The sequence below is a fragment of the Virgibacillus necropolis genome, from assembly GCF_002224365.1.
GTDB lineage: Bacteria > Bacillota > Bacilli > Bacillales > Amphibacillaceae > Virgibacillus_F > Virgibacillus_F necropolis.
This window is the reverse complement of record NZ_CP022437.1, coordinates 1,821,842-1,841,616: the sequence shown is the minus strand read 5'-3', so window position 1 is coordinate 1,841,616 and position 19,775 is coordinate 1,821,842. Positions and strand designations below refer to the sequence as shown.

16 protein-coding genes and 1 pseudogene are annotated in these 19,775 nt (G+C 36.2%); 2 read left to right on the top strand and 15 right to left on the bottom strand.

What is annotated here, in order from left to right; all coding sequences use genetic code 11:
• Positions 1 to 25: 25 nt before the first annotated feature.
• Positions 26 to 646, bottom strand: a complete 621-nt coding sequence (locus tag CFK40_RS08580; RefSeq protein ID WP_089531915.1) for a succinate dehydrogenase cytochrome b558 subunit — start codon at positions 644 to 646, stop codon at positions 26 to 28.
• 475 nt (positions 647 to 1,121) lie between these two features.
• Here CFK40_RS08580 and CFK40_RS08575 point away from each other — a divergent pair, with 475 nt between their 5' ends.
• Positions 1,122 to 1,559 carry a YslB family protein gene (locus CFK40_RS08575; protein WP_089531914.1) on the top strand — a complete coding sequence of 146 codons (438 nt, stop codon included), beginning with the start codon at positions 1,122 to 1,124 and terminating at the stop codon, positions 1,557 to 1,559.
• A gap of 32 nt (positions 1,560 to 1,591) precedes the next feature.
• Here the strand turns inward: CFK40_RS08575 and uvrC are convergent, their stop codons facing one another.
• The 12 genes and pseudogenes from uvrC to zapA all read right to left on the bottom strand — a co-directional run bounded on the left by uvrC (position 1,592) and on the right by zapA (position 14,956).
• On the bottom strand, positions 1,592 to 3,367 hold the full coding sequence (uvrC, locus tag CFK40_RS08570; protein ID WP_089531913.1) for an excinuclease ABC subunit UvrC: 1,776 nt from the start codon (positions 3,365 to 3,367) through the stop codon (positions 1,592 to 1,594).
• A gap of 303 nt (positions 3,368 to 3,670) precedes the next feature.
• Entirely contained in the window at positions 3,671 to 3,985 is a 315-nt protein-coding gene (gene trxA / locus CFK40_RS08565) for a thioredoxin (RefSeq protein ID WP_089531912.1), read from the bottom strand.
• Between the two features lie 163 nt (positions 3,986 to 4,148).
• A complete protein-coding gene (locus tag CFK40_RS08560) occupies positions 4,149 to 5,120 on the bottom strand; it encodes an electron transfer flavoprotein subunit alpha/FixB family protein (RefSeq protein WP_089531911.1) in 972 nt (323 codons plus the stop codon).
• Between the two features lie 27 nt (positions 5,121 to 5,147).
• Positions 5,148 to 5,921, bottom strand: coding sequence for an electron transfer flavoprotein subunit beta/FixA family protein (locus tag CFK40_RS08555; protein WP_089531910.1), 774 nt, complete (start codon positions 5,919 to 5,921; stop codon positions 5,148 to 5,150).
• 76 nt (positions 5,922 to 5,997) lie between these two features.
• Positions 5,998 to 6,771 (bottom strand): enoyl-CoA hydratase, encoded by a 774-nt coding sequence (locus tag CFK40_RS08550; RefSeq protein WP_089531909.1) that lies wholly within the window; start codon positions 6,769 to 6,771, stop codon positions 5,998 to 6,000.
• A 14-nt stretch (positions 6,772 to 6,785) separates the two neighbouring features.
• On the bottom strand, positions 6,786 to 7,376 hold the full coding sequence (locus tag CFK40_RS08545; protein WP_089531908.1) for a fatty acid metabolism transcriptional regulator FadR: 591 nt from the start codon (positions 7,374 to 7,376) through the stop codon (positions 6,786 to 6,788).
• Between the two features lie 140 nt (positions 7,377 to 7,516).
• A pseudogene (locus CFK40_RS08540) lies at positions 7,517 to 9,210 on the bottom strand (AMP-binding protein).
• A gap of 216 nt (positions 9,211 to 9,426) precedes the next feature.
• A complete protein-coding gene (locus CFK40_RS08535) occupies positions 9,427 to 9,834 on the bottom strand; it encodes a DUF350 domain-containing protein (protein WP_089534337.1) in 408 nt (135 codons plus the stop codon).
• Positions 9,835 to 9,856: 22 nt separating this feature from the next.
• Positions 9,857 to 12,199: an endonuclease MutS2 gene (locus tag CFK40_RS08530; protein ID WP_089531907.1), complete on the bottom strand. Its 2,343-nt coding sequence runs from the start codon at positions 12,197 to 12,199 to the stop codon at positions 9,857 to 9,859.
• Between the two features lie 24 nt (positions 12,200 to 12,223).
• The gene (polX, locus tag CFK40_RS08525) at positions 12,224 to 13,942 is read right to left on the bottom strand and encodes a DNA polymerase/3'-5' exonuclease PolX (protein ID WP_089531906.1); all 1,719 of its coding nucleotides are present in this window, start codon (positions 13,940 to 13,942) and stop codon (positions 12,224 to 12,226) included.
• A gap of 192 nt (positions 13,943 to 14,134) precedes the next feature.
• Positions 14,135 to 14,689: a CvpA family protein gene (locus tag CFK40_RS08520; protein WP_089531905.1), complete on the bottom strand. Its 555-nt coding sequence runs from the start codon at positions 14,687 to 14,689 to the stop codon at positions 14,135 to 14,137.
• Positions 14,690 to 14,695: 6 nt separating this feature from the next.
• Positions 14,696 to 14,956, bottom strand: a complete 261-nt coding sequence (gene zapA, locus CFK40_RS08515; protein WP_089531904.1) for a cell division protein ZapA — start codon at positions 14,954 to 14,956, stop codon at positions 14,696 to 14,698.
• Between the two features lie 134 nt (positions 14,957 to 15,090).
• Between zapA and rnhC the strand changes: the two genes are divergently transcribed.
• Positions 15,091 to 16,029, top strand: a complete 939-nt coding sequence (gene rnhC / locus CFK40_RS08510; RefSeq protein WP_405196588.1) for a ribonuclease HIII — start codon at positions 15,091 to 15,093, stop codon at positions 16,027 to 16,029.
• Between the two features lie 207 nt (positions 16,030 to 16,236).
• Here rnhC and pheT read toward each other — a convergent pair whose 3' ends face one another.
• Positions 16,237 to 18,663, bottom strand: coding sequence for a phenylalanine--tRNA ligase subunit beta (gene pheT / locus CFK40_RS08505; protein ID WP_089531902.1), 2,427 nt, complete (start codon positions 18,661 to 18,663; stop codon positions 16,237 to 16,239).
• 15 nt (positions 18,664 to 18,678) lie between these two features.
• The gene (gene pheS / locus CFK40_RS08500; RefSeq protein WP_089531901.1) at positions 18,679 to 19,713 is read right to left on the bottom strand and encodes a phenylalanine--tRNA ligase subunit alpha; all 1,035 of its coding nucleotides are present in this window, start codon (positions 19,711 to 19,713) and stop codon (positions 18,679 to 18,681) included.
• Positions 19,714 to 19,775 lie beyond the last annotated feature (62 nt).

Below are 19,775 nucleotides of genomic sequence, written 5' to 3'. Positions count from 1 at the left end.
ATACTCACTCCTCTTTTGTTAAAACTTAAACGCCATAGGCAAAGGCAATTAAAGATCTTACACCTAGATAGCTTAAACCTAAAAAGACAATTAGTGTTGCATATGTAGCAATTTTTTGAGATCTAGGTGACTGAGTAATACCCCATGATACCAAGAAGCTCCATAAACCATTAGCAAAGTGGAATGTGGTTGAAATAACTCCAATGATGTAGAACCAAAACATGAAAGGATTTGTCAAAATGCCCTCCATTAAAGTGAAATTCGCTTCAGCATTTCCCATTCCAATCTGTATACGCGTTTCCCAAATATGCCAAGCAAGAAAAACTAGTGTGATAATTCCAGTTATACGCTGAATGTAAAACATCCAGTTACGGAAGAATCCGTACCTTTTAACATTGTTTTTCGCAACAAATACAATATACACTCCTAAGATTGCATGAAACAAAATTGGTAGGTATATAATAACTGTTTCTAATAGTAGCTTAAATGGTAAACTCTCTAATACATGTGCTGCTTTATTAAAGCTTTCCTCACCATACGCGGCAAAATGATTCACAACTAAATGTTGAATCAAAAAGATCCCAATGGGAATTACCCCAAGTAATGAGTGTAATCTGCGATAATTAAACTCGCTACGTCCCGCCATGTGTTACCCCCCTTAGTAATATAAATATGTATTTTGAGCACAAATCCTTTAACATTAATTCGTTTTTTCGACATATACTATTCTTTTATATCGCTTGTTAATGTACAATTTGTGACATATTTATTGTACTTCTATCTCTGATAAGCGTCAAGAAAACGAACCATTTATTTTTAAGCTACTCCTTTTTACTTATTGAAAAAAAATTTAAAGCATACCTTGCACATATGAAGAATTATATAGATAATAATACTAGTAATCTATAATACTTATAGTGCGTGTTTAAAAAGTCGGCAAATTAGAAACAAGAAGTTCAAGGCGCGAAGATTTTGAGGACCGGAACGTATGCTTTTAATACGTGAGGACCGAAAAAACTGCGCAACGAAGAAATTCGCCGTTTATCATTTGGTGACTTTTTGAACAACCTCTTATAGATATTGGCTATTTGATTTGACAGCACACAGAAAGGATGACATCCATGTCAAAGAATCAACAGGTATATTCTACGTCACTACTTGAGGAATTACATACAGCAGGTGCAGGGTATGATGTATTGCGATATATAAGCCTGCCAGAGCTATTAGGAAGAGAATCTGATACATTATTATATTTTATGGGAAGAAATCTGGCGCGAAAATTAACATTTGATACAATTGAAGACATCTATTATATATTTGAGAAGCTAGGTTGGGGGAAGCTTGAGCTTATTAAAAATAAACGAAAAGAATTAACTTTCAGCTTAATGTCCGATTCTGTCGTTAATCGACTTAAAGCTTCATTTGAGGCAGATTTCCGTTTGGAGGCTGGATTTTTAGCTGAGGCAATTCAACAACTTAAGGAAACAGAAGCTGAATGTACAGAGGAAATAAATAAAAAAATAATGCAAGTCAACTTTTCCGTTCTTGTTACCTCTTAATACAGGTAAGCTCACATATTATGTGAGCTTATTTAATCTTTTGTTAGGTGATCTAGAATCAATTCCGCTGTATTTGTAGGAATACCGAGCTTTGTTATATCTGCAATTGATTTATTTTTTATCTCGTCAATTGACTTAAAGTGTGTTAAGAGCAATTTCCTTCTTTTTTCGCCTACTCCCGGAATTTTATCTAGTTCTGATTGAAATAAGTTTTTCCCTCGTAATTGCCGATGAAAAGTTATGGCAAAACGGTGAACTTCATCCTGAATTCGTTGAACCAAATAAAATTCTTGTGATTTTCTCGATAAATCAATTATTGTGGGAGGACTCCCATAAAGTAGCTCGCTTGTTTTATGCTTGTCATCCTTTGCTAAACCACATAAAGGAATATCAAGTCCTAATTCATTTTCTAGCACATCTAACGCTGCGCTCATTTGTCCTTTAGAACCATCTACCATAATAAGATCTGGTAGCGGCAACTTTTCCTTTAATACACGTGAATATCTCCGTCTTATTACTTCTCGCATTGTTTCATAATCATCTGGACCTGTAACATCTCTTACTTTATATTTACGATACTCTTTCTTGTTTGGTCTACCATCTATAAAAACAACCATTGCTGATACTGGATCTGTTCCTTGAATGTTTGAATTATCAAAGGCTTCAATCCTATGGGGAATTTCGATGTTTAGTTTTTCACCTAAGTTTTCTACCGCATTAATAGTTCGTTCCTCATCTATTTCAATAATAGAAAATTTTTCTTCAAGAGCAATTTTTGCATTTTTCATTGCAAGCTTAACTAAGTCTTTTTTTCGACCCCGATATGGGACGTTTATATCAATTTCAAGCAATTCCTTTAAAAGGTCTGCATCAGCTCCAAGCGGTAATAATATTTGCTTTGGCTTTGGGTGATGCTGGTGTAGATAAAACCGACCTATATAACTAATAAACGTTTCTTCTGGATCATCAAAGAATGGAAAAATGGCTACATCACGCTCGATCAATTTTCCCTGTCTGACAAAAAATACTTGGATACACATCCATCCTTTGTCATAGCTGTATCCAAAGATGTCTCGATTGATTTGATCTTTTAGCGTCATCTTCTGTTGTTCCATAACTGCTTCTATATGCTGAATTTGGTCCCTTAACTCTTTTGCTCGTTCAAAGTCTAAATCTTCACTTGCTTGGTACATTTTCTCTTTAATATCTCTTTTTATTTCCTTATGTCCACCATTTAAGAATGTTGCTATACTTTGCACAATAGAACGGTTTGTTTCTTCTGAGACTGGATAAACGCATGGAGCTAAACATTGCTTCATGTGGTAGTACAAACACACTCTGTCAGGCATTTTATTACATTTTCGTAATGGGTATAATCGATCTAATAATTTCTTTGTTTCCCGAGCAGCAATAACGTTCGGATAAGGCCCAAAGTATTTCCCTTTATCTTTTTTCACTTTACGTACAACCAACAACCTTGGATGGCGTTCAGAAGTTATTTTCAAATACGGATATGACTTATCATCCTTTAGTAGCACATTATATTTTGGATCATACTTTTTTATTAAATTCATTTCTAATATGAGTGCTTCAATTTCTGAAGTGGTTACGATATATTCAAAATCTTGTATTTCTGATACTAAACGCTGCGTCTTTTTATCATTTGCACCAGCAAAATAAGATTTCACCCTGTTTTTTAGTGCCTTCGATTTTCCAACATATATAATCGTATTGTGTTTATCTTTCATTAAATAACATCCGGGTTGTACGGGAAGGACAGCTAATTTCTCTTTTATTGTTTGATTCATTATACCTTCATCCCTTTTTAGAAAAGCGCTAGAGCTAGAAAGCTATATCCGTTTTATTATAGTACAAGTAATCCCTTGTTACAAAACGTAACAAGGGATTAACTTTCTACATTATAACAATGCTTATGATAGTTAAAGTACGTGTTCAAAAAGTCGATAAATTAGAAACAAGAAGTTCAAGGCGCGAAGATTTTGAGGACCGGAACGTATGTTTTTAATACGTGAGGACCGGAAAAACTTCGCAACGAAGAAATTCGCCGTTTATCACTTGGTGACTTTTTGAACATCCTCTTAAAGGATTATTTATGCATGTTTATTAATTAATTCAACTAGAGCTTCTTTCGGTTGAAAACCAATTACTTGGTCAACAACTTCACCATCTTTAAAAAGTAACAATGTTGGAATACTCATAACTCCGTATTTGCCAGCTGTTTCTTGGTTTTCGTCAACATCCAACTTTACGATTTGAACCTGTTCTTCCATTTCCCCATCTATTTCTTCTAAAACTGGTGCAATCATCTTACAAGGTCCACACCAAGGTGCCCAGAAGTCTGCTAGTACCAAGCCTTCTCCTGTTTCTTTAGCAAAGTTCTGATCTGATACATTTACAATTGCCATTTTTATTCCTCCTCAATGAAACATCAAATCTAAAATGAGTATATCATCGTTAGTACTACCATGCTAATATCTTGCTTATACGAAAACTTATCCCGTTAAGCTTAACGTTCAACCCACTAAAAGAGCTCAATCAGAGTATGTCTGACCAAGCTCTTCGATTAATTTATTTTATCTTTTTAATTTCTTCAATTAACAATGGAACCACTTCAAATAGATCTCCAACAATACCATAGTCTGCTATATTAAAGATGTTAGCTTCCGCGTCTTTATTGATTGCAACAATTACTTTAGAGTTAGACATACCAGCTAAATGTTGAATTGCTCCTGAAATACCAACTGCAATATATAGGTCTGGCGTAACAACCTTACCTGTTTGACCGATTTGTAATGAGTAATCACAATACTCTGCGTCACACGCACCACGTGATGCACCAACCGCTCCACCTAGTACATCTGCAAGCTCTTGTAATGGTTTAAACCCATCTTCACTTTTAACACCACGTCCGCCAGCAACGATTACTTTTGCTTCTGACAAATCAACACCTTCAGACGCCTTCCGAATAACTTCTTTAATAACCGTTCGTATATCCGAGATGTCCATGTCTTTAGAAGTAATATCACCAGAACGTGATTCATCGCGTTCAAGTGCCGATATATTATTCGGACGAATGGTAGCAAATGTAATACCACTCGTTATCATTTTTTTCTCGAATGCTTTACCAGAATATATTGGTCTAGTAAATATTGCTTTTCCATCTTTCATTTCTATATCAGTAGCATCAGAGATTAGGCCTGTTTCCAATTTACTTGCAATCTTTGGAGTTAAATCTTTTCCAACGGCTGTATGTCCCATAATAACACCTGTTGGAGACTCCTCTGAAATAACTGCCATAACGGCTTGACCATACCCTTCAGATGTATACGTTTTCAAATTATCATGTTTAACAGTAATGACACGATCTGCTCCATGATAAACCATTTCTTGTGCTTGCTCTTGTAAATTCTCGTTACCGCATATTAAACCGATGATTTCCCCATCAGCATTTATTTTTTTCGCTGTTGCAATAGCTTCAAATGTAACATTACGTAACGAACCATCCCTTGATTCACCAATAACTAGTAGTTTTTCGCTCATGACGTTTCTCCTTCCCTATGTGTAAGTTTACAATACTTTCGCTTCTGTTTTTAATAATGATACTAATTCTTTTACCTGGTCATCAAGCTCACCTTCAAGAACTCTTCCAGCCTCTTTTTCTGGTGGAAGATAAATGTCGATTGTTTTCGTTTTTGTTTCTAATTCATCTTCATCTAGGTCAAGATCATCTATTTCTAGTTCTTCAAGTGGTTTTTTCTTAGCCTTCATAATACCTGGAAGTGATGGGTATCTAGGGTCATTTAGTCCTTGTTGACAAGTTACAAGTAGAGGTAGGCTTGTTTCTACTTTTTCAACGTCACCCTCCACGTCTTTGTCGATGTTAACTGTTTCTCCGTCTATTTTTAGACTAGTGATAGTAGTTACAAATGGAATTCCTAACCGTTCAGCAAGTCTAGGGCCCACTTGACCACTAGCCTCATCAATTGCAACATTACCAGCTAAAATTAGATCAACATCTTTTTCATCAAAATATGCTTCTAGTATTTTTGCGGTTGTGAATTGATCTCCCTCTTCAAGATCATCCTCTGTATTAATTAAAACTGCTTTATCAGCACCCATTGCCAAGGCGGTGCGTAACTGTTTTTCGGAGTCTCCATCACCAACCGTAACGACTGTAACTTCCCCGCCATGTTCATCACGCTGTTTAATTGCTTCTTCTACTGCATATTCATCATACGGATTTATGATGAATTCTGCTCCATCTTCCTCGATTTGCCCATTTGTTACAGTAATTTTCTCTTCTGTATCAAATGTCTTTTTTAACAAAACATAAATGTTCATGTGATTTCCTCCTTCAATCTATTTATCTAGCATCGCGGGCTAGCGAGTCTGCTTCTGACCAGTCGCCTTCGCTTTTCTATCTATCTTGGAAGTTTGGTTTTCGCTTTTCAAGAAATGCCTGAATACCCTCTTTTGCATCATCAGACCCGAAAATTTCACCAAATGCTTTTGCTTCTTCCTGTGCCCCATTATTAAACTTATCTGATTTTGTATAAGGAATCAAGCGCATAATATGATTTATTGTTTGTTTACTTTTCGAAGCAATTTTCTCAGCAAGTTTAAAAGCTTCATCGAAAATCTCGTCATCGGAAACAACCTGATTGGCTAAACCATAACTATATGCCTCACTGCCTGAAATAGGTGTACCACTTAACGTCATTTCAAATGCTTTAGCAGTACCAACATATTGCGGCAGACGCTGCGTTCCAGCAAACCCCGGAATGATTCCAAGTGTTAATTCTGGTAAACCAAGTTTAGCACTTTCTGTTACAAAACGGATATGGCAAGACATCGCAAGTTCTAATCCGCCTCCTAAAGCAGCACCATGAATCGCTGCAATTACGGGTATAGAAAAGTGTTCAATGCGATCAAATACGCTTTGTCCATTTTCGGATAATGATTGGTAATCTGAAGCGTATTGAAGTGATGTGAATTCTTTAATATCAGCGCCAGCAGAGAAAAATTTACCTTCACCCCTTAATAGAATCGCCTTAATACCGGCATCATTTTCAATTTCATCTAACTTTTGATCGATATCTTTGATTAATGCGCTTGACAATGCATTTGCTGGTGGCTTCTGAATAGTTAATAGTGCAACATGATTATTTTTTTCATATGACAGCGTTCCCAAATTGAGGTCCTCCTTTATTGGTTGTTTTTAGAAAGTCCATTAATGAGTAGTACGTGTATAGCTGATGCTTGTGCAAGCAAATCATACCTTTGTTCATTCATTACCCAATTTGTCACCACTTCATCTAAAGTACCAAATATCATTTGTCTTACCAATGGTACATTTAAATCACCACGAAAGTCTTTTTTATCTATACCTTCTTGAATGATGTGATCAATTTCAGCTAGGTAAGGCTTTAATACTTTATTAATTTTCATGCGTAATTCTGGATTAGATTGTCTGAGTTCCAGTTGTGTAACAATAGCTAAGTGATGATCGTCTGCCAGCTGTCGGAAATGCATTGTGATTAACGTCAGAAGCTTATCACTTACATTTTGCTTTTTGTTGATACTTTGAGCAATCTGTTCAATAAGCTGCCCCATCTTTACTTCAAACAATGAGACTAATATATCTTCTTTATTTTTAAAATAAAGGTAGATGGTTCCATCAGCTACTCCAGCTTTCTTAGCAATTCTAGAAACTTGTGAGGCATGATAACCATTTTCTGCAATTACTACTACAGCAGCTTCAATGATCTGATTGTATTTTGGTTTATTTTTTTTCATTTACATCAAGTCCCCTTAGCATATAAAACAGCCACAAAACTGAATGAACAATCATTCATATTCATTGTACCCGAGACAATTAATTTATGTCAATCAATAGATAGCTTGTACACTTATTGTACAAAAAAAGAGCGCTATGCTCAAATAGTTTTACTTTCCGCTTTCACTTTTTCTTTTTCTTCGTCTACTAATGAACGGCGTAATATCTTTCCCACTGCAGTTTTAGGGAGCTCATTACGAAATTCATAGATACGAGGGACTTTATACGCGGCTAAGTTTTCTCTGCAATAAGCGTTTAAATCTTCTTTCTCTAGCTCATACCCGGATTTAAGGACCACATATGCTTTTACCGTCTCCCCACGATATGCATCTGGAACACCTGCCACAACAGCTTCTTGTATGGCTTCATGTTCATAAAGTACTTCTTCTATCTCTCTCGGATAAATGTTATAACCACCAGCAATAATCATATCTTTCTTTCGATCTACTATATAAAAATAACCATCTTCATCCATATACCCAAATCCCCAGTAAATAACCAACCATCTTTTAGTACATTATCGGTCTCTTCTTGATTATTCCAATACCCTTTCATGATTTGTGGACCCTTGACTACAATTTCTCCAATTTCCCCTATAGGAGCTTCCTCCATTGTACCTGATTGAAAAATTTTGGAGTCTGTATCTGGCCATGGCACCCCTACGCTACCATTTACCCGCTTCGTCCAAACGAAGTTCGAATGTGTTACAGGTGATGTTTCCGTTAGGCCGTATCCTTCTACTAATTTGCCTCCAGTTATCCGTTCAAATTGCTCTTGAACCTCAATAGGTAATGGAGCAGAACCACTAAGACAAGCTTCAATCGATGATAAGTCATACTTTTTTAGATCGGGATGATTAAGTAAAGCTACATAAATCGTTGGGGCACCTGGAAATAGTGTTGGTTTTTGTTTTTGAATTGTTTTTAAGACATCTTCTACATCAAACTTCGGAAGTAACACCATTTTGGAACCAAGCATGATTGACATATTCATCACGGTTGTCATGCCATAAACATGAAAAAATGGTAGGACACCTAAAATCGTTTCTCCGCCTTCTCTTGTTTTATACAGCCAAGCATTGCTCATTTGAACATTTGAAACAAGGTTATAGTGCGTAAGCATTACACCTTTTGGATTACCTGTTGTTCCACCAGTATATTGTAAAAGTGCCAAATCTTCCTTAGCGTCTACTTCGACAGGATGATAGTTAGTTGATGCAAGCTCCTGAATCATATTCCATACATGTGTATCTTCTGTTTGTTCAACCTTGACAACCATATTATATTGCTTTTTTTGGATAAATGGATAAATTAGATTTTTAGGGAAGGGTAAATAATCTTTAATTTCAGCGACTACTGTATGTTTCAAAGCTGTGTCGCTTTTAACATTGGTAACACGTGGCAATAAAATATCCAAACAAACTATAATTGAAGCTCCTGAATCATTTAGCTGATATTTCAACTCCCTTTCCATATATAAAGGATTTGTTTGTACAACAGTTCCACCAGCTAATAGTGTTGCATAATAAGCAATTACTGATTGGGGACAGTTTGGTAACATAATAGCTACTCTATCGCCTTTTTCTAAACCTAACGACTGAAAATAACACGCTAATTTCTTTGCTTCTTTGAATAATTCCATATAAGACATTTCTTTCCCCATAAAGTGAAGCGCTTTCTTTTCATTATAAAGCTCTGCATTCTCGACTAAAAACTGGTGTAATGGCTTTGTATCATACGTAATACTTGTGGGTATTTCATTCGGATAATGGGCATGCCAGATTCGTTCATCCATTTTCTCTCCTCCTTCTTTATATATATACTTTCATTATACCGATTAATTTGTATTTTTTGAAACTTTATTTGGTAAATTCACAAAAAAAATTAGTTACCACCATTTATAAGGTGATAACCATCTTTTATCTAATCAAATATACGACTCCCACAATAGCAAATACAATTGCCACTACAATCAATACTTTAGCTAATGTTTCCATTTCTTTATTCGCTCCTAACCAATACTAGCTCCAATGACAAAAGCCATCCCCACCGAAATTAACATCGAAATAAATCCAACAGCACGATTATCCTTTCCAATTTCTTCGTCTATTTTTATTTTTGGCGTTAAAAATTCAAAGATGAAATAACTTAGTAACAATAAAATAAATCCAAATATACCCCACCCAACACTTTGAATGATTGTATCATTGTGTTCAATCGAATAACGAAAAATCGTTGCGATTCCAAACAGTTTACCACCTGTCGCCATAGCAACTGCAAAATTGCCTTTTTTAATCTCTTCCCAATTCTTATAAGAGGTAACTAGTTCAAATACAGCAAGAAAAAGTACTGTACACAAGATGACGACACTGTACCTTGCAGCTATTTCAACATACGTAATTTCCCAAAAGCCATCCATTAAACCATCTCCTAGATCCATTCTACTTGAGTTCTATAATGGATACTCCACTTCCACCTTCACCACTGACACCAGGGCGAATAGTAGAAATCTTCGAGTGTTTTTTTGCTAGGTCCTGAACACCTTTTCGAAGAGCGCCCGTTCCTTTCCCATGAATAATAGACACTTTCTGGTAACCAGCTAATATAACGTCATCAATATACTTTTCCACCCGCAGTAGAGCATCTTCATACCGTTCCCCGCGCAGATCCAATTCAGGTCGTACATGATAACTGGAACCTTTTACAGTAGCTAATGGTTTTTCATTAAACTCTTTTTTTTCACTGATGAATTGTAGGTCCTTATCTTTTACTTTTACTTTCATTATCCCTACCTGTATTAGATATTCATTATCACTTATTTTTTCTAATACACTACCTTGTTGGTTTATCGTTAGTAGCTTAATTGTATCGCCGACATGCAAATCCTTTTTGTTATCCTTTGGTGAACTTCTTTTTTCATCTTGTTTACTAGATAAATTTGGCTTGGCATCCTCTAGCATTTTTCTCGCTTCAATCCATTCATGTTCTTTCAAATTTGCATTTGTTTTCATCTTTCGAATCTCATCGATAATGAGTTCTGCTTCTTCTCGTGCATTTTGTAATGCCTTGTTCGCCTTTTCTTCTGCTTTTTTATATAACGTTTGTCGCTTTGTTTCAAAGTCTTGCCATTGTTTTTCTAAGTCTTTTTTCAGCTCTTCTGTTTCGAGCATTAGTTGATGCGCAGATTCGTAATCCTTTTCGGAATCACGCTTTGATTTTTCAAGAGACGCAATCATATTTTCCACACTTTTTGAATCTACGCCAATATGACTTTTGGCATTTCTGATAATCGATTCGTTTAGCCCTAAACGCTTAGAAATTTCAAAAGCATTACTTCGCCCTGGTACACCTAACAATAAGCGATAAGTTGGTTTCAATGATTCTACATCAAATTCAACAGAAGCATTCACCACATTTTCTCGATTATATCCATACGCCTTAAGCTCAGGATAGTGTGTTGTTGCAATAACACGTGCGCCTCGTTCAATAACTTCATCTAAAAGTGACATTGCAAGTGCAGCACCCTCTTGTGGGTCAGTACCAGCACCTAACTCATCAAATAAAACCAATGCTTTATAATCAACGTTTTTCATTATGTCAACAATGTTTGTCATGTGAGAGGAAAATGTACTCAGATTTTGTTCAATGGACTGTTCATCACCTATATCGGCAAATACATTTTCAAAAACTGCCATTTCGCACCCATCAAGAGCAGGAACCTGCAGTCCTGATTGTGCCATTAAGGTACATAATCCAACCATCTTTAACGTAACAGTTTTTCCACCAGTATTAGGCCCGGTAATAACAATAGAAGTAAATTCTTCTCCAATTTCGATGTCATTTGCTACCACTTCTTCTATCGGTATTAGTGGATGTCTAGCCTGTTGCAATTTAATGATACCCTGATCATTCATCTTTGGCATGGAGGCTTTCATTGTTTGTCCTAACTTAGCTCTAGCAAACATGAAATCGATTTTGCCTAAGACCTCAACATTTTCAGTTAAAAAGATTTCTTCTGATGCGACATGTTCTGTTAGTTCTCGTAGTATTCGATCCACTTCATGTTTCTCTTTGATGAACGCTTCTTGTAGTTGATTATTTAAATCAACTACAGTCTTCGGTTCCATAAATAACGTAGCTCCAGATGCAGATTGATCATGAACGATACCACCAATGGATCCACGGTATTCTTGTTTAACAGGTAATACAAAACGATCATTTCGAATCGTTACGATTGGGTCAGAAAGCATTGCGCTTTTTGATTTTGTATAACCGTCTAATTTTTCACGGACCCTGCTTTCAGATGTTCGAATCGAGGATCGAATACTTCTTAATTTCATCGATGCACTGTCCATCACATGTCCATGATCATCTATACTGCTTTTTATATGTTGTTCTAATTCTCTAAGTGGTTCAATACGCTCTGTTAGATTTTTTAATATCGGTAAATCTTCTTCTAACTTTTGAATGAAATTTTTAACCTGCCGTCCGCCATAGATGGTGTTGGCAATGTCCAAACATTCTTCTGTACTTAACACGCCGCCAATAACACTTCGCTTTATACTCGCTCGTATGTCAAAAATACCACCTAGTGGAATTGCAAGGTTTAATCGTAAAATTTGACCCGCTTCATCAGTTTCTTTCTGCATCTCTAAGACATCATTAAGGTTCGTAAGCGGCTTAAGTTTTAGTGCCTGACTTTTACCAAGACTTGATGCTGCTTGAGAGCTAAGTTGGTCAATAATCTTATTAAATTCTAATACGCGTAAAATACGTTCATTCATTATTCTTACTCCTTTACACGAAAACTACCTTTTATGATTCATCAATTTTGTTAATTTTTCTTTTGACCATGTATTGATAACATTATCCTTCTCGATCCAACCTTTTCGAGCAATTCCTACCCCATGCTTCATATGATCTAGCATTTGATAACTATGTGCGTCCGTATTGATAACAATATTCACACCATTATCCTGTGCTTTCCTTGCCCATTCTGCTGATAGGTCTAAGCGATTCGGGTTAGCATTAATTTCTAGTACTGTATTTGTTTCTTTAGCCAGTTCAATAAGTTTTTCCATATCAACATTGTAGCCTGAACGTCTTCCGATTAGTCTCCCTGATGGATGAGCAATAAACGTTACATATGGATTTTTCATCGCACTTTCCAATCGGTACATAATTTTTTCTTGTGATTGGTTAAAGCTTGAGTGTATGGCTCCAATCACAAAATCCATCTCCTGTAAAAATTCATTATCAAAATCGAGGGATCCATCTGGTAAAATATCCATTTCTACGCCTGCAAAAACATGAATATCATCATATTTGTTGTTAATTCTTTCTATTTCTATACGTTGTTTACGTAGTTTGGTTTCATTTAAACCATTAGCAATAACTAAAAACTTTGAGTGATCCGTGATTGCAATATATTCATAACCCATTTTTCTTGCTTGATTAACCATTTCTTCTAGTGACTGCGCTCCATCACTCCAAGTCGTATGCATATGGAGATCACCTCGAATATCAGTCGGTTCAAGTAAGATAGTTTTGTCTGTAAATAATTCTATTTCACCTTGATTTTCTCTGATTTCAGGTGGCATGTATGGCAAGTCAAAATGATTGAAAAATTGTGTTTCAGTTTCAAACGTAATGATTTCATCACTTTCACTATGTGTGATACCATACTCATTTATTTTTTCGAAACGTTTTTTTGCTAGCTGACGCATTGCAACATTATGTTCTTTTGAACCTGTGAAGTGGTGTAATGTAGTAGCGAATTCTTTTGGTTCAACGATTCGAAAATCAACATTAATTGCATAAAAATCATCTAGGGTAACAGATACTTTTGTCTCACCCTTTGCAATTACTTCTTTTATATTATCCATGGCTAATAAAGCATCACGGACTTCAAAAGGTTGCGTTGATGCAATGATAAAATCAATATCCTTCACGGTTTCACGCATGCGTCTTAAACTTCCTGCTCGGGAAAATGTAACAATTTCTTTAATTGTAGTCAGATATGATTCAATTTTTTCTGCAATTGGTAGCATCATTGCTATTGGCAAACGGTCCGGACGGCTGTTTGCATCTTCCAGTGCCTGCAAAATTTTCTCTGCTGTCTTTTTTCCAAACCCTGGTAGCTTTTCCACTTCACCTGATTGGCATTCTTTTTGTAATGTATTCGCATCAGTAACTCCAAGCTCTTGATATAACTTCGCGAGCTTCTTCCCGCCAAGACCTGGTAAATTCAGTAATGGAATTAATCCTCGCGGCACTTCGCTTTCAAGCTGTGCTAATGTATCTGATTTTCCGTCTTCTATGTATTCTACTATGACCGCACTTGTACCTTTTCCAATTCCTTTGATTTTAATAAAATCATCAATTTCTGATAACGATCTGTCATCCCGTTCAAGAGCCTGTGCTGCTTTACGGTAGGCAGATACTTTAAAAGAATTTTCTCCTTTCAACTCTAAATAAACCGCAATCTTTTCCAACAATTTTAATACATCTTTTTTATTCACACTCAAACTTCGTCACCTCTTCTATAAAGTGTTGCTAGATCTTAAAAAAAGAGCTGATTCTAATTAGGTAATTCCACCTATTTAGAATCAGCTGCCTTAATGGTTTTTTAGCAGTTAAGAAAGTATAAATCCTTTCTACTGCATAAGTGCAACTAAGGCTTTCGCCATTAAGGCTTGGCGATAAGCCAAGTTTTCTAATTATGAATGGATTAAACCTTCAATATGCGAAAACCATAAATCCTTTAATTTCTCAGAAAACAATGGTGTGTGCTCTACGATAAACATTGCAATACCGGAGCCATTCACCCATGTTTGAATACTTGATAGTGGAGTTAATGCAAGAATATACAAGATAATAAATAGTAGTAAATAAATTTCAATGAAGCCTAAAACTCCTCCAAGAAGCTTATTTACGGAATGTAGCACAGGTAACTCTGCAACAAAATCAAGCATAGACGCAATAATTTGTAGTACAATTTTTACAGCAAAAAATATAATTGCAAATGCAATTGCATTATAGAATGCTATTTCTAGTGGTAGGTTTTCCAAAAATGCCGCCCATGCGCTTTCGTCGGGCAGTTCTGGATATGGTATCCACAATGCTAATCTTGAAGACAATTGATCATAATACAAAGCTGCGACAATAAATGCGACGATGAATCCAATTAAATGAAATAATTGTAAAATAAAGCCACGCTTCAACCCTATAAAAAAGCCAAAAATTAATAAAAGTAATAAGATAATATCAACCATATGTCCTTAATCCTCTTTCTTTGTCATTGATCCTAGTAATGTTGCATAGTCTTCTTTTAACTTTAGATAATCATTCATTGTATTAACAGCAGTCAGTACTGCCAACCTAGTCGTTCCTAAAGTGGAGTTCACTTTATGTATTTCGTTCATTTTTTGATCTACGAGATTTGCCACTAAACGTACATGTTGTGCATCTTCATGCCCCATTATGGTGTATGAATTATTATGAATTTCAACTGTTGTTCGTGTTTTGTCATTCTGGGTCACTCGGATTGCCCCCCTAATTAAAATAGTACACTTTATTTTAACATGAAGACTACAAATTAGGAAAGCATTCGACAAAGTACATCATTCCCTTATTTCTTCATATTTGCTATAGTTTGTATATGAATTTGATTGGAGTGTTCATTTTGTCACAACAAGCACATGTATTTTCCAAAGAAAAAATTAAAGAAATGAAGGATTATTATCAAGGATCTATTATCGATACCCCACAGGGTGCCGTCTTCCGAGCAAAAACTTCAAACGCTGTTATAACAGCATATCGTTCCGGAAAAGTAATGTTCCAAGGTAAATCAGCTGAGTTTGAGTCCATTAAGTGGGTAAATGAATTGGTTGATGAACAAAAACAAGTTAAACCTATTTCTAAATCGAAACATAGTTTGGCGCCTCCAAGCACCCTTTTTAACGATGCACATATTGGCTCTGATGAAGCTGGTACCGGTGATTATTTTGGACCAATGACTGTTGCAAGTGTTTTTGTTAAAAAAGAACAAATAGCTAAGTTAAAAGAAATAGGTGTGCAAGACTCTAAAAATCTTACAGATACAACAATTAAACGCTTATCTAAAGAAATACTTAAATTAGATATTACCTATTCCCTTCTTGTTTTACGAAACCCGAAATATAATGCTTTAAAAGCTCGGGGCTGGTCACAGGGAAAGATGAAAGCTATGACACATCATCATGCTATTGGAAATGTTGTTAAAAATGTTGAAGGTTCTTATGAAGGCATCGTGATCGACCAATTTTGCGAACCAAGTTTGTATAACAAATATATAGCAAGTGAACAACAAAAAAGTGCGCTGAATACATATTTTATTACAAAGGCGGAAAGTCATTCCATAGCCGTTGCTGCAGCTTCTATTATAGCGAGGACTAGCTTTTTAAAGGAAATGGATAAGCTTTCAGAAGAAATTGGGATCACATTGCCAAAAGGTGCTGCACAGCACGTTGATAAAGCAATCGCTAGAATCATTCGAGAAAAAGGGTATGAAATACTGAATACGTGCGCGAAAACACATTTTGTTAATACGAAAAAAGCTGAGGCATATTTGTAGCTACTATTAGCAAACACGCGAAATGAACAGCAACCCCGAGATTTTTATCAGGAACTTTGGGCATTTATCAGGAAATTTGAATACTTATCAGGATTTTTGCGAATTTATCAGGATATTTGCCAGTTTATCAGGAACTTCGAATGATATCACTTTTTCAACAAAAAATAATAATAAGGCAGTCCTCAAATTGATGGACTGCCTTATTAGTTAAGATCGTACGTATGCTCCGAATCGTTCTTTAACCGCTTCAATAATAGCTTGATATGATTCCTCTACCTCATCATCTTTCAATGTTCGAGTATCATCTTGATACAATAAACTATATGCGATTGATTTCTCACCATCAGGTAAATGTTCCCCTTGATAAACGTCGAAAATATGGACGTTTTTAACCAATGGTTGACCCACTTCCTCAATAAGTGATTTCACATCCCCAGCGTTAACACTCTCATCCAGCACAAATGCAATATCTCTCACGACTGATGGATATTTTGACTGTTGTTTATATCCTGGAACATGTGTGTAATTTTCCAATACAACATCTAAGTTAATATCAAATACATATGTTTCTTTTAAATCCATTTTCTTTTCGATTCGCGGATGAACTTGACCCATATAGCCAACAACCAGTTCCCCGATGGATATAATTGCACAGCGTCCCGGGTGCATATCTGGTAATTTAGCTTGTTTAAATGTAACCGGAACCTCAAGATAGGTAAACAATCCTTCTACAATACCTTTCACCACATAAAAATCAACAGGCTTTTTTTCTTGCTGCCACTGATGTTCATGCCATAATCCCGAAACAGCACCTGCTAAACGAAGTTGCTCATCTGGCTGGTTTTTCAATGTTGATTCTTCTGATATAAAGACAGAACCTAACTCATAATAGGCAATATTTGTTTGGTTTCTGGCATTATTATATGCGACAGTTTGAAGTAATTCCGGTACAGAGCTTAAACGTAAATGACTATGATCCTTGCTCATCGGCATAGCAAGCTTTACAGGGAATATTTCGTTATTGCTGATTTCCGGACTTACAAATGATGTGACATACTCTTCATTAGTTAAGGAATATGTGATGGTTTCCGATAATCCAGCACTTTGCATGAATCCTTTAATATCACGTTTTAATTGTTGCCGATTTGATAAAGTCCCTGCCTGACCATAGCCAGTTGGAAATGTAAACGGCAGATTATCATAGCCATAAATACGCGCTACTTCCTCCAGCATATCTTCAAAAATAGTAATATCTCCACGGCGAGTAGGAATCGTAACATGAAATTGATTATTTTTTTCTTCATATGAAAAGCGAAGTTTCCTTAGTATTTCTCCAATCTCTTCATGCGTGATTTCTGTACCTAATTTTTTATTAATTTCTTCCGTTTCAATTGAGACTTTCTTTTCCTGTGCATCTAACGTATTAAATTCAACAGGTGTATGAAGAACAATTCCATCAGCATATTTTATTAGAAGTTGACATGCACGCATGCCTGCACGTTTAACCCGATTTGGATCTACACCTTTTTCAAAACGAGTGCTTGATTCGCTACGAAGCCCTGTATCGCTTACGGTTCTTCTAACAGAAGTTGGATTGAAATAAGCCGCTTCCACTAATAGACTTGTTGTTTCATCATTAACTTCCGTATTCGCACCACCCATAACGCCTGCAAGAGCAACAGGGTCTGTTCCATTCGTAATAACCAAATGATCGTTCGTTAGGCTACGTTCCTGATCGTCTAACGTAATGATCGTTTCGTTATCATGCGCTTTTCTTACAACTATTTCGTTGGAGTTTAGACGATTATAATCAAATGCATGTAGTGGTTGACCATATTCAAGTAATACATAATTTGTTATATCCACAACATTATTAATCGGGCGGATTCCTGCTGCCATTAAATAATTACGCATCCATAACGGGGAAGGTTTTACCGTAATGTTTTTCACCATAAAAGCTCCGTAATACGGCGCTAACTCTTCATCTTCTACAGTTACAGAAAGATAGTCTGCAGCACTTTCCTCACTAGCCGTATATGATTCGTCTGGCAAATTAATTGGTTTGTCTAATATAGCTCCAACTTCATATACAACACCAAGCATACTTAAACAATCAGCCCTGTTTGGAGTTAGTCCGAGTTCCAGAATTGCATCGTCTAAGTTTAATAACGAAGTCACATCATGACCAACTTGTGCGTTATCAGGGAAAACAAATATGCCATCAGCGACATTTTTAGGAATATATCTTTCAGCAATTCCAAGTTCTTGCAAGGAACAGATCATTCCGTTTGATTCAATTCCCCGTAATTTAACTTTTTTTATTTTAAAATTTCCTGGCAATACAGCCTTAGGTTTAGCTACAGCAACCTTTAGGCCTTGCTTAATATTAGGTGCCCCACAAATAATTTGTAGTATTTCATCACCAACGTCTACTTGACAAAGATTTAATTTGTCTGCATTCGGATGCTGTTCACACTCTTTGACATATCCAACAACAACATTTTCACTTTTTTCTGCGACATATTCGATGCCCTCAACCTCAATACCTGACTTGGTAATTTTTTCTGCAAGGTCTTCTGGTTTAATATCTCCAATATCAATATAATTTTGTAACCAATTTAATGAAACTAACATTGCAATCTCCCTCCCTTATGCTTGGTGATATTGTTTCAAGAAACGTATATCGTTTGTATAAAATTGACGTATATCATCAATACCGTACTTTAGCATTGCAATCCGATCTGGTCCCATTCCAAATGCAAACCCTGAATAAACGGTTGAATCATACCCGGCCATTTCTAGTACTTTCGGGTGAACCATGCCTGCTCCTAAAATCTCAATCCATCCAGTTTGCTTACAAACAGAACATCCTTCACCATTACAAACCTTACACGAAATATCCATTTCTACAGATGGCTCGGTAAATGGGAAAAAGCTAGGGCGGAGGCGAATTTTTCTATCTTCACCAAACATTTTCTTAGCGAATGCATCTAAGATTCCTTTTAAGTCACTCATGCGCACATGCTTATCCACATAAAGTCCTTCAATTTGAGTAAACTGATGGGAGTGTGTCGCATCATCAGTATCACGTCGGTATACTTTACCAGGGCAAATCATTTTAACCGGTTTGCTTCCCTTTAAGCCCTGCATAGTTCGCGCTTGAACTGGTGACGTATGTGTGCGTAACAAAAGCTCATTGGTTATATAAAACGAATCCTGCATATCACGAGCTGGATGATCCTTAGGCAGATTTAATGCCTCAAAATTAAAATAGTCCGTTTCAACTTCAGGACCTTCCCTAACTTCAAATCCCATGCCAATAAACAAGTCTTCAATATCCTCAATAATTGTTGTCAGCAAATGTGGTCCACCAACTTGGACAGGACGACCTGGTAAAGTCACATCAATCGTTTCTTTTGCTAGTTGCTGTTCCAACACCTGTTCTTGTAAAACAGCACTTTTTTCTTCTATAGCGTCTGTAATTGTTTCACGGACATTATTAGCGATTTCACCAATTACAGGACGTTCTTCTTTTGACAACTTTCCCATACCTCTTAGAACGCCTGTAAGTGATCCTTTTTTCCCTAAATAAGCAACCCGAATAGCTTGAAGCTCTTTTAATTGCTCTGTATCTTTAATTTTGTCTAGTGCTTCTTGCTGGAGTTTTTCCAATTCTTCTTTCATGGCTTTTAGCCTCCTTTTGTGCATAGAAAAACCCCGTCCATAAAGGGACGAGGTTTTTATTT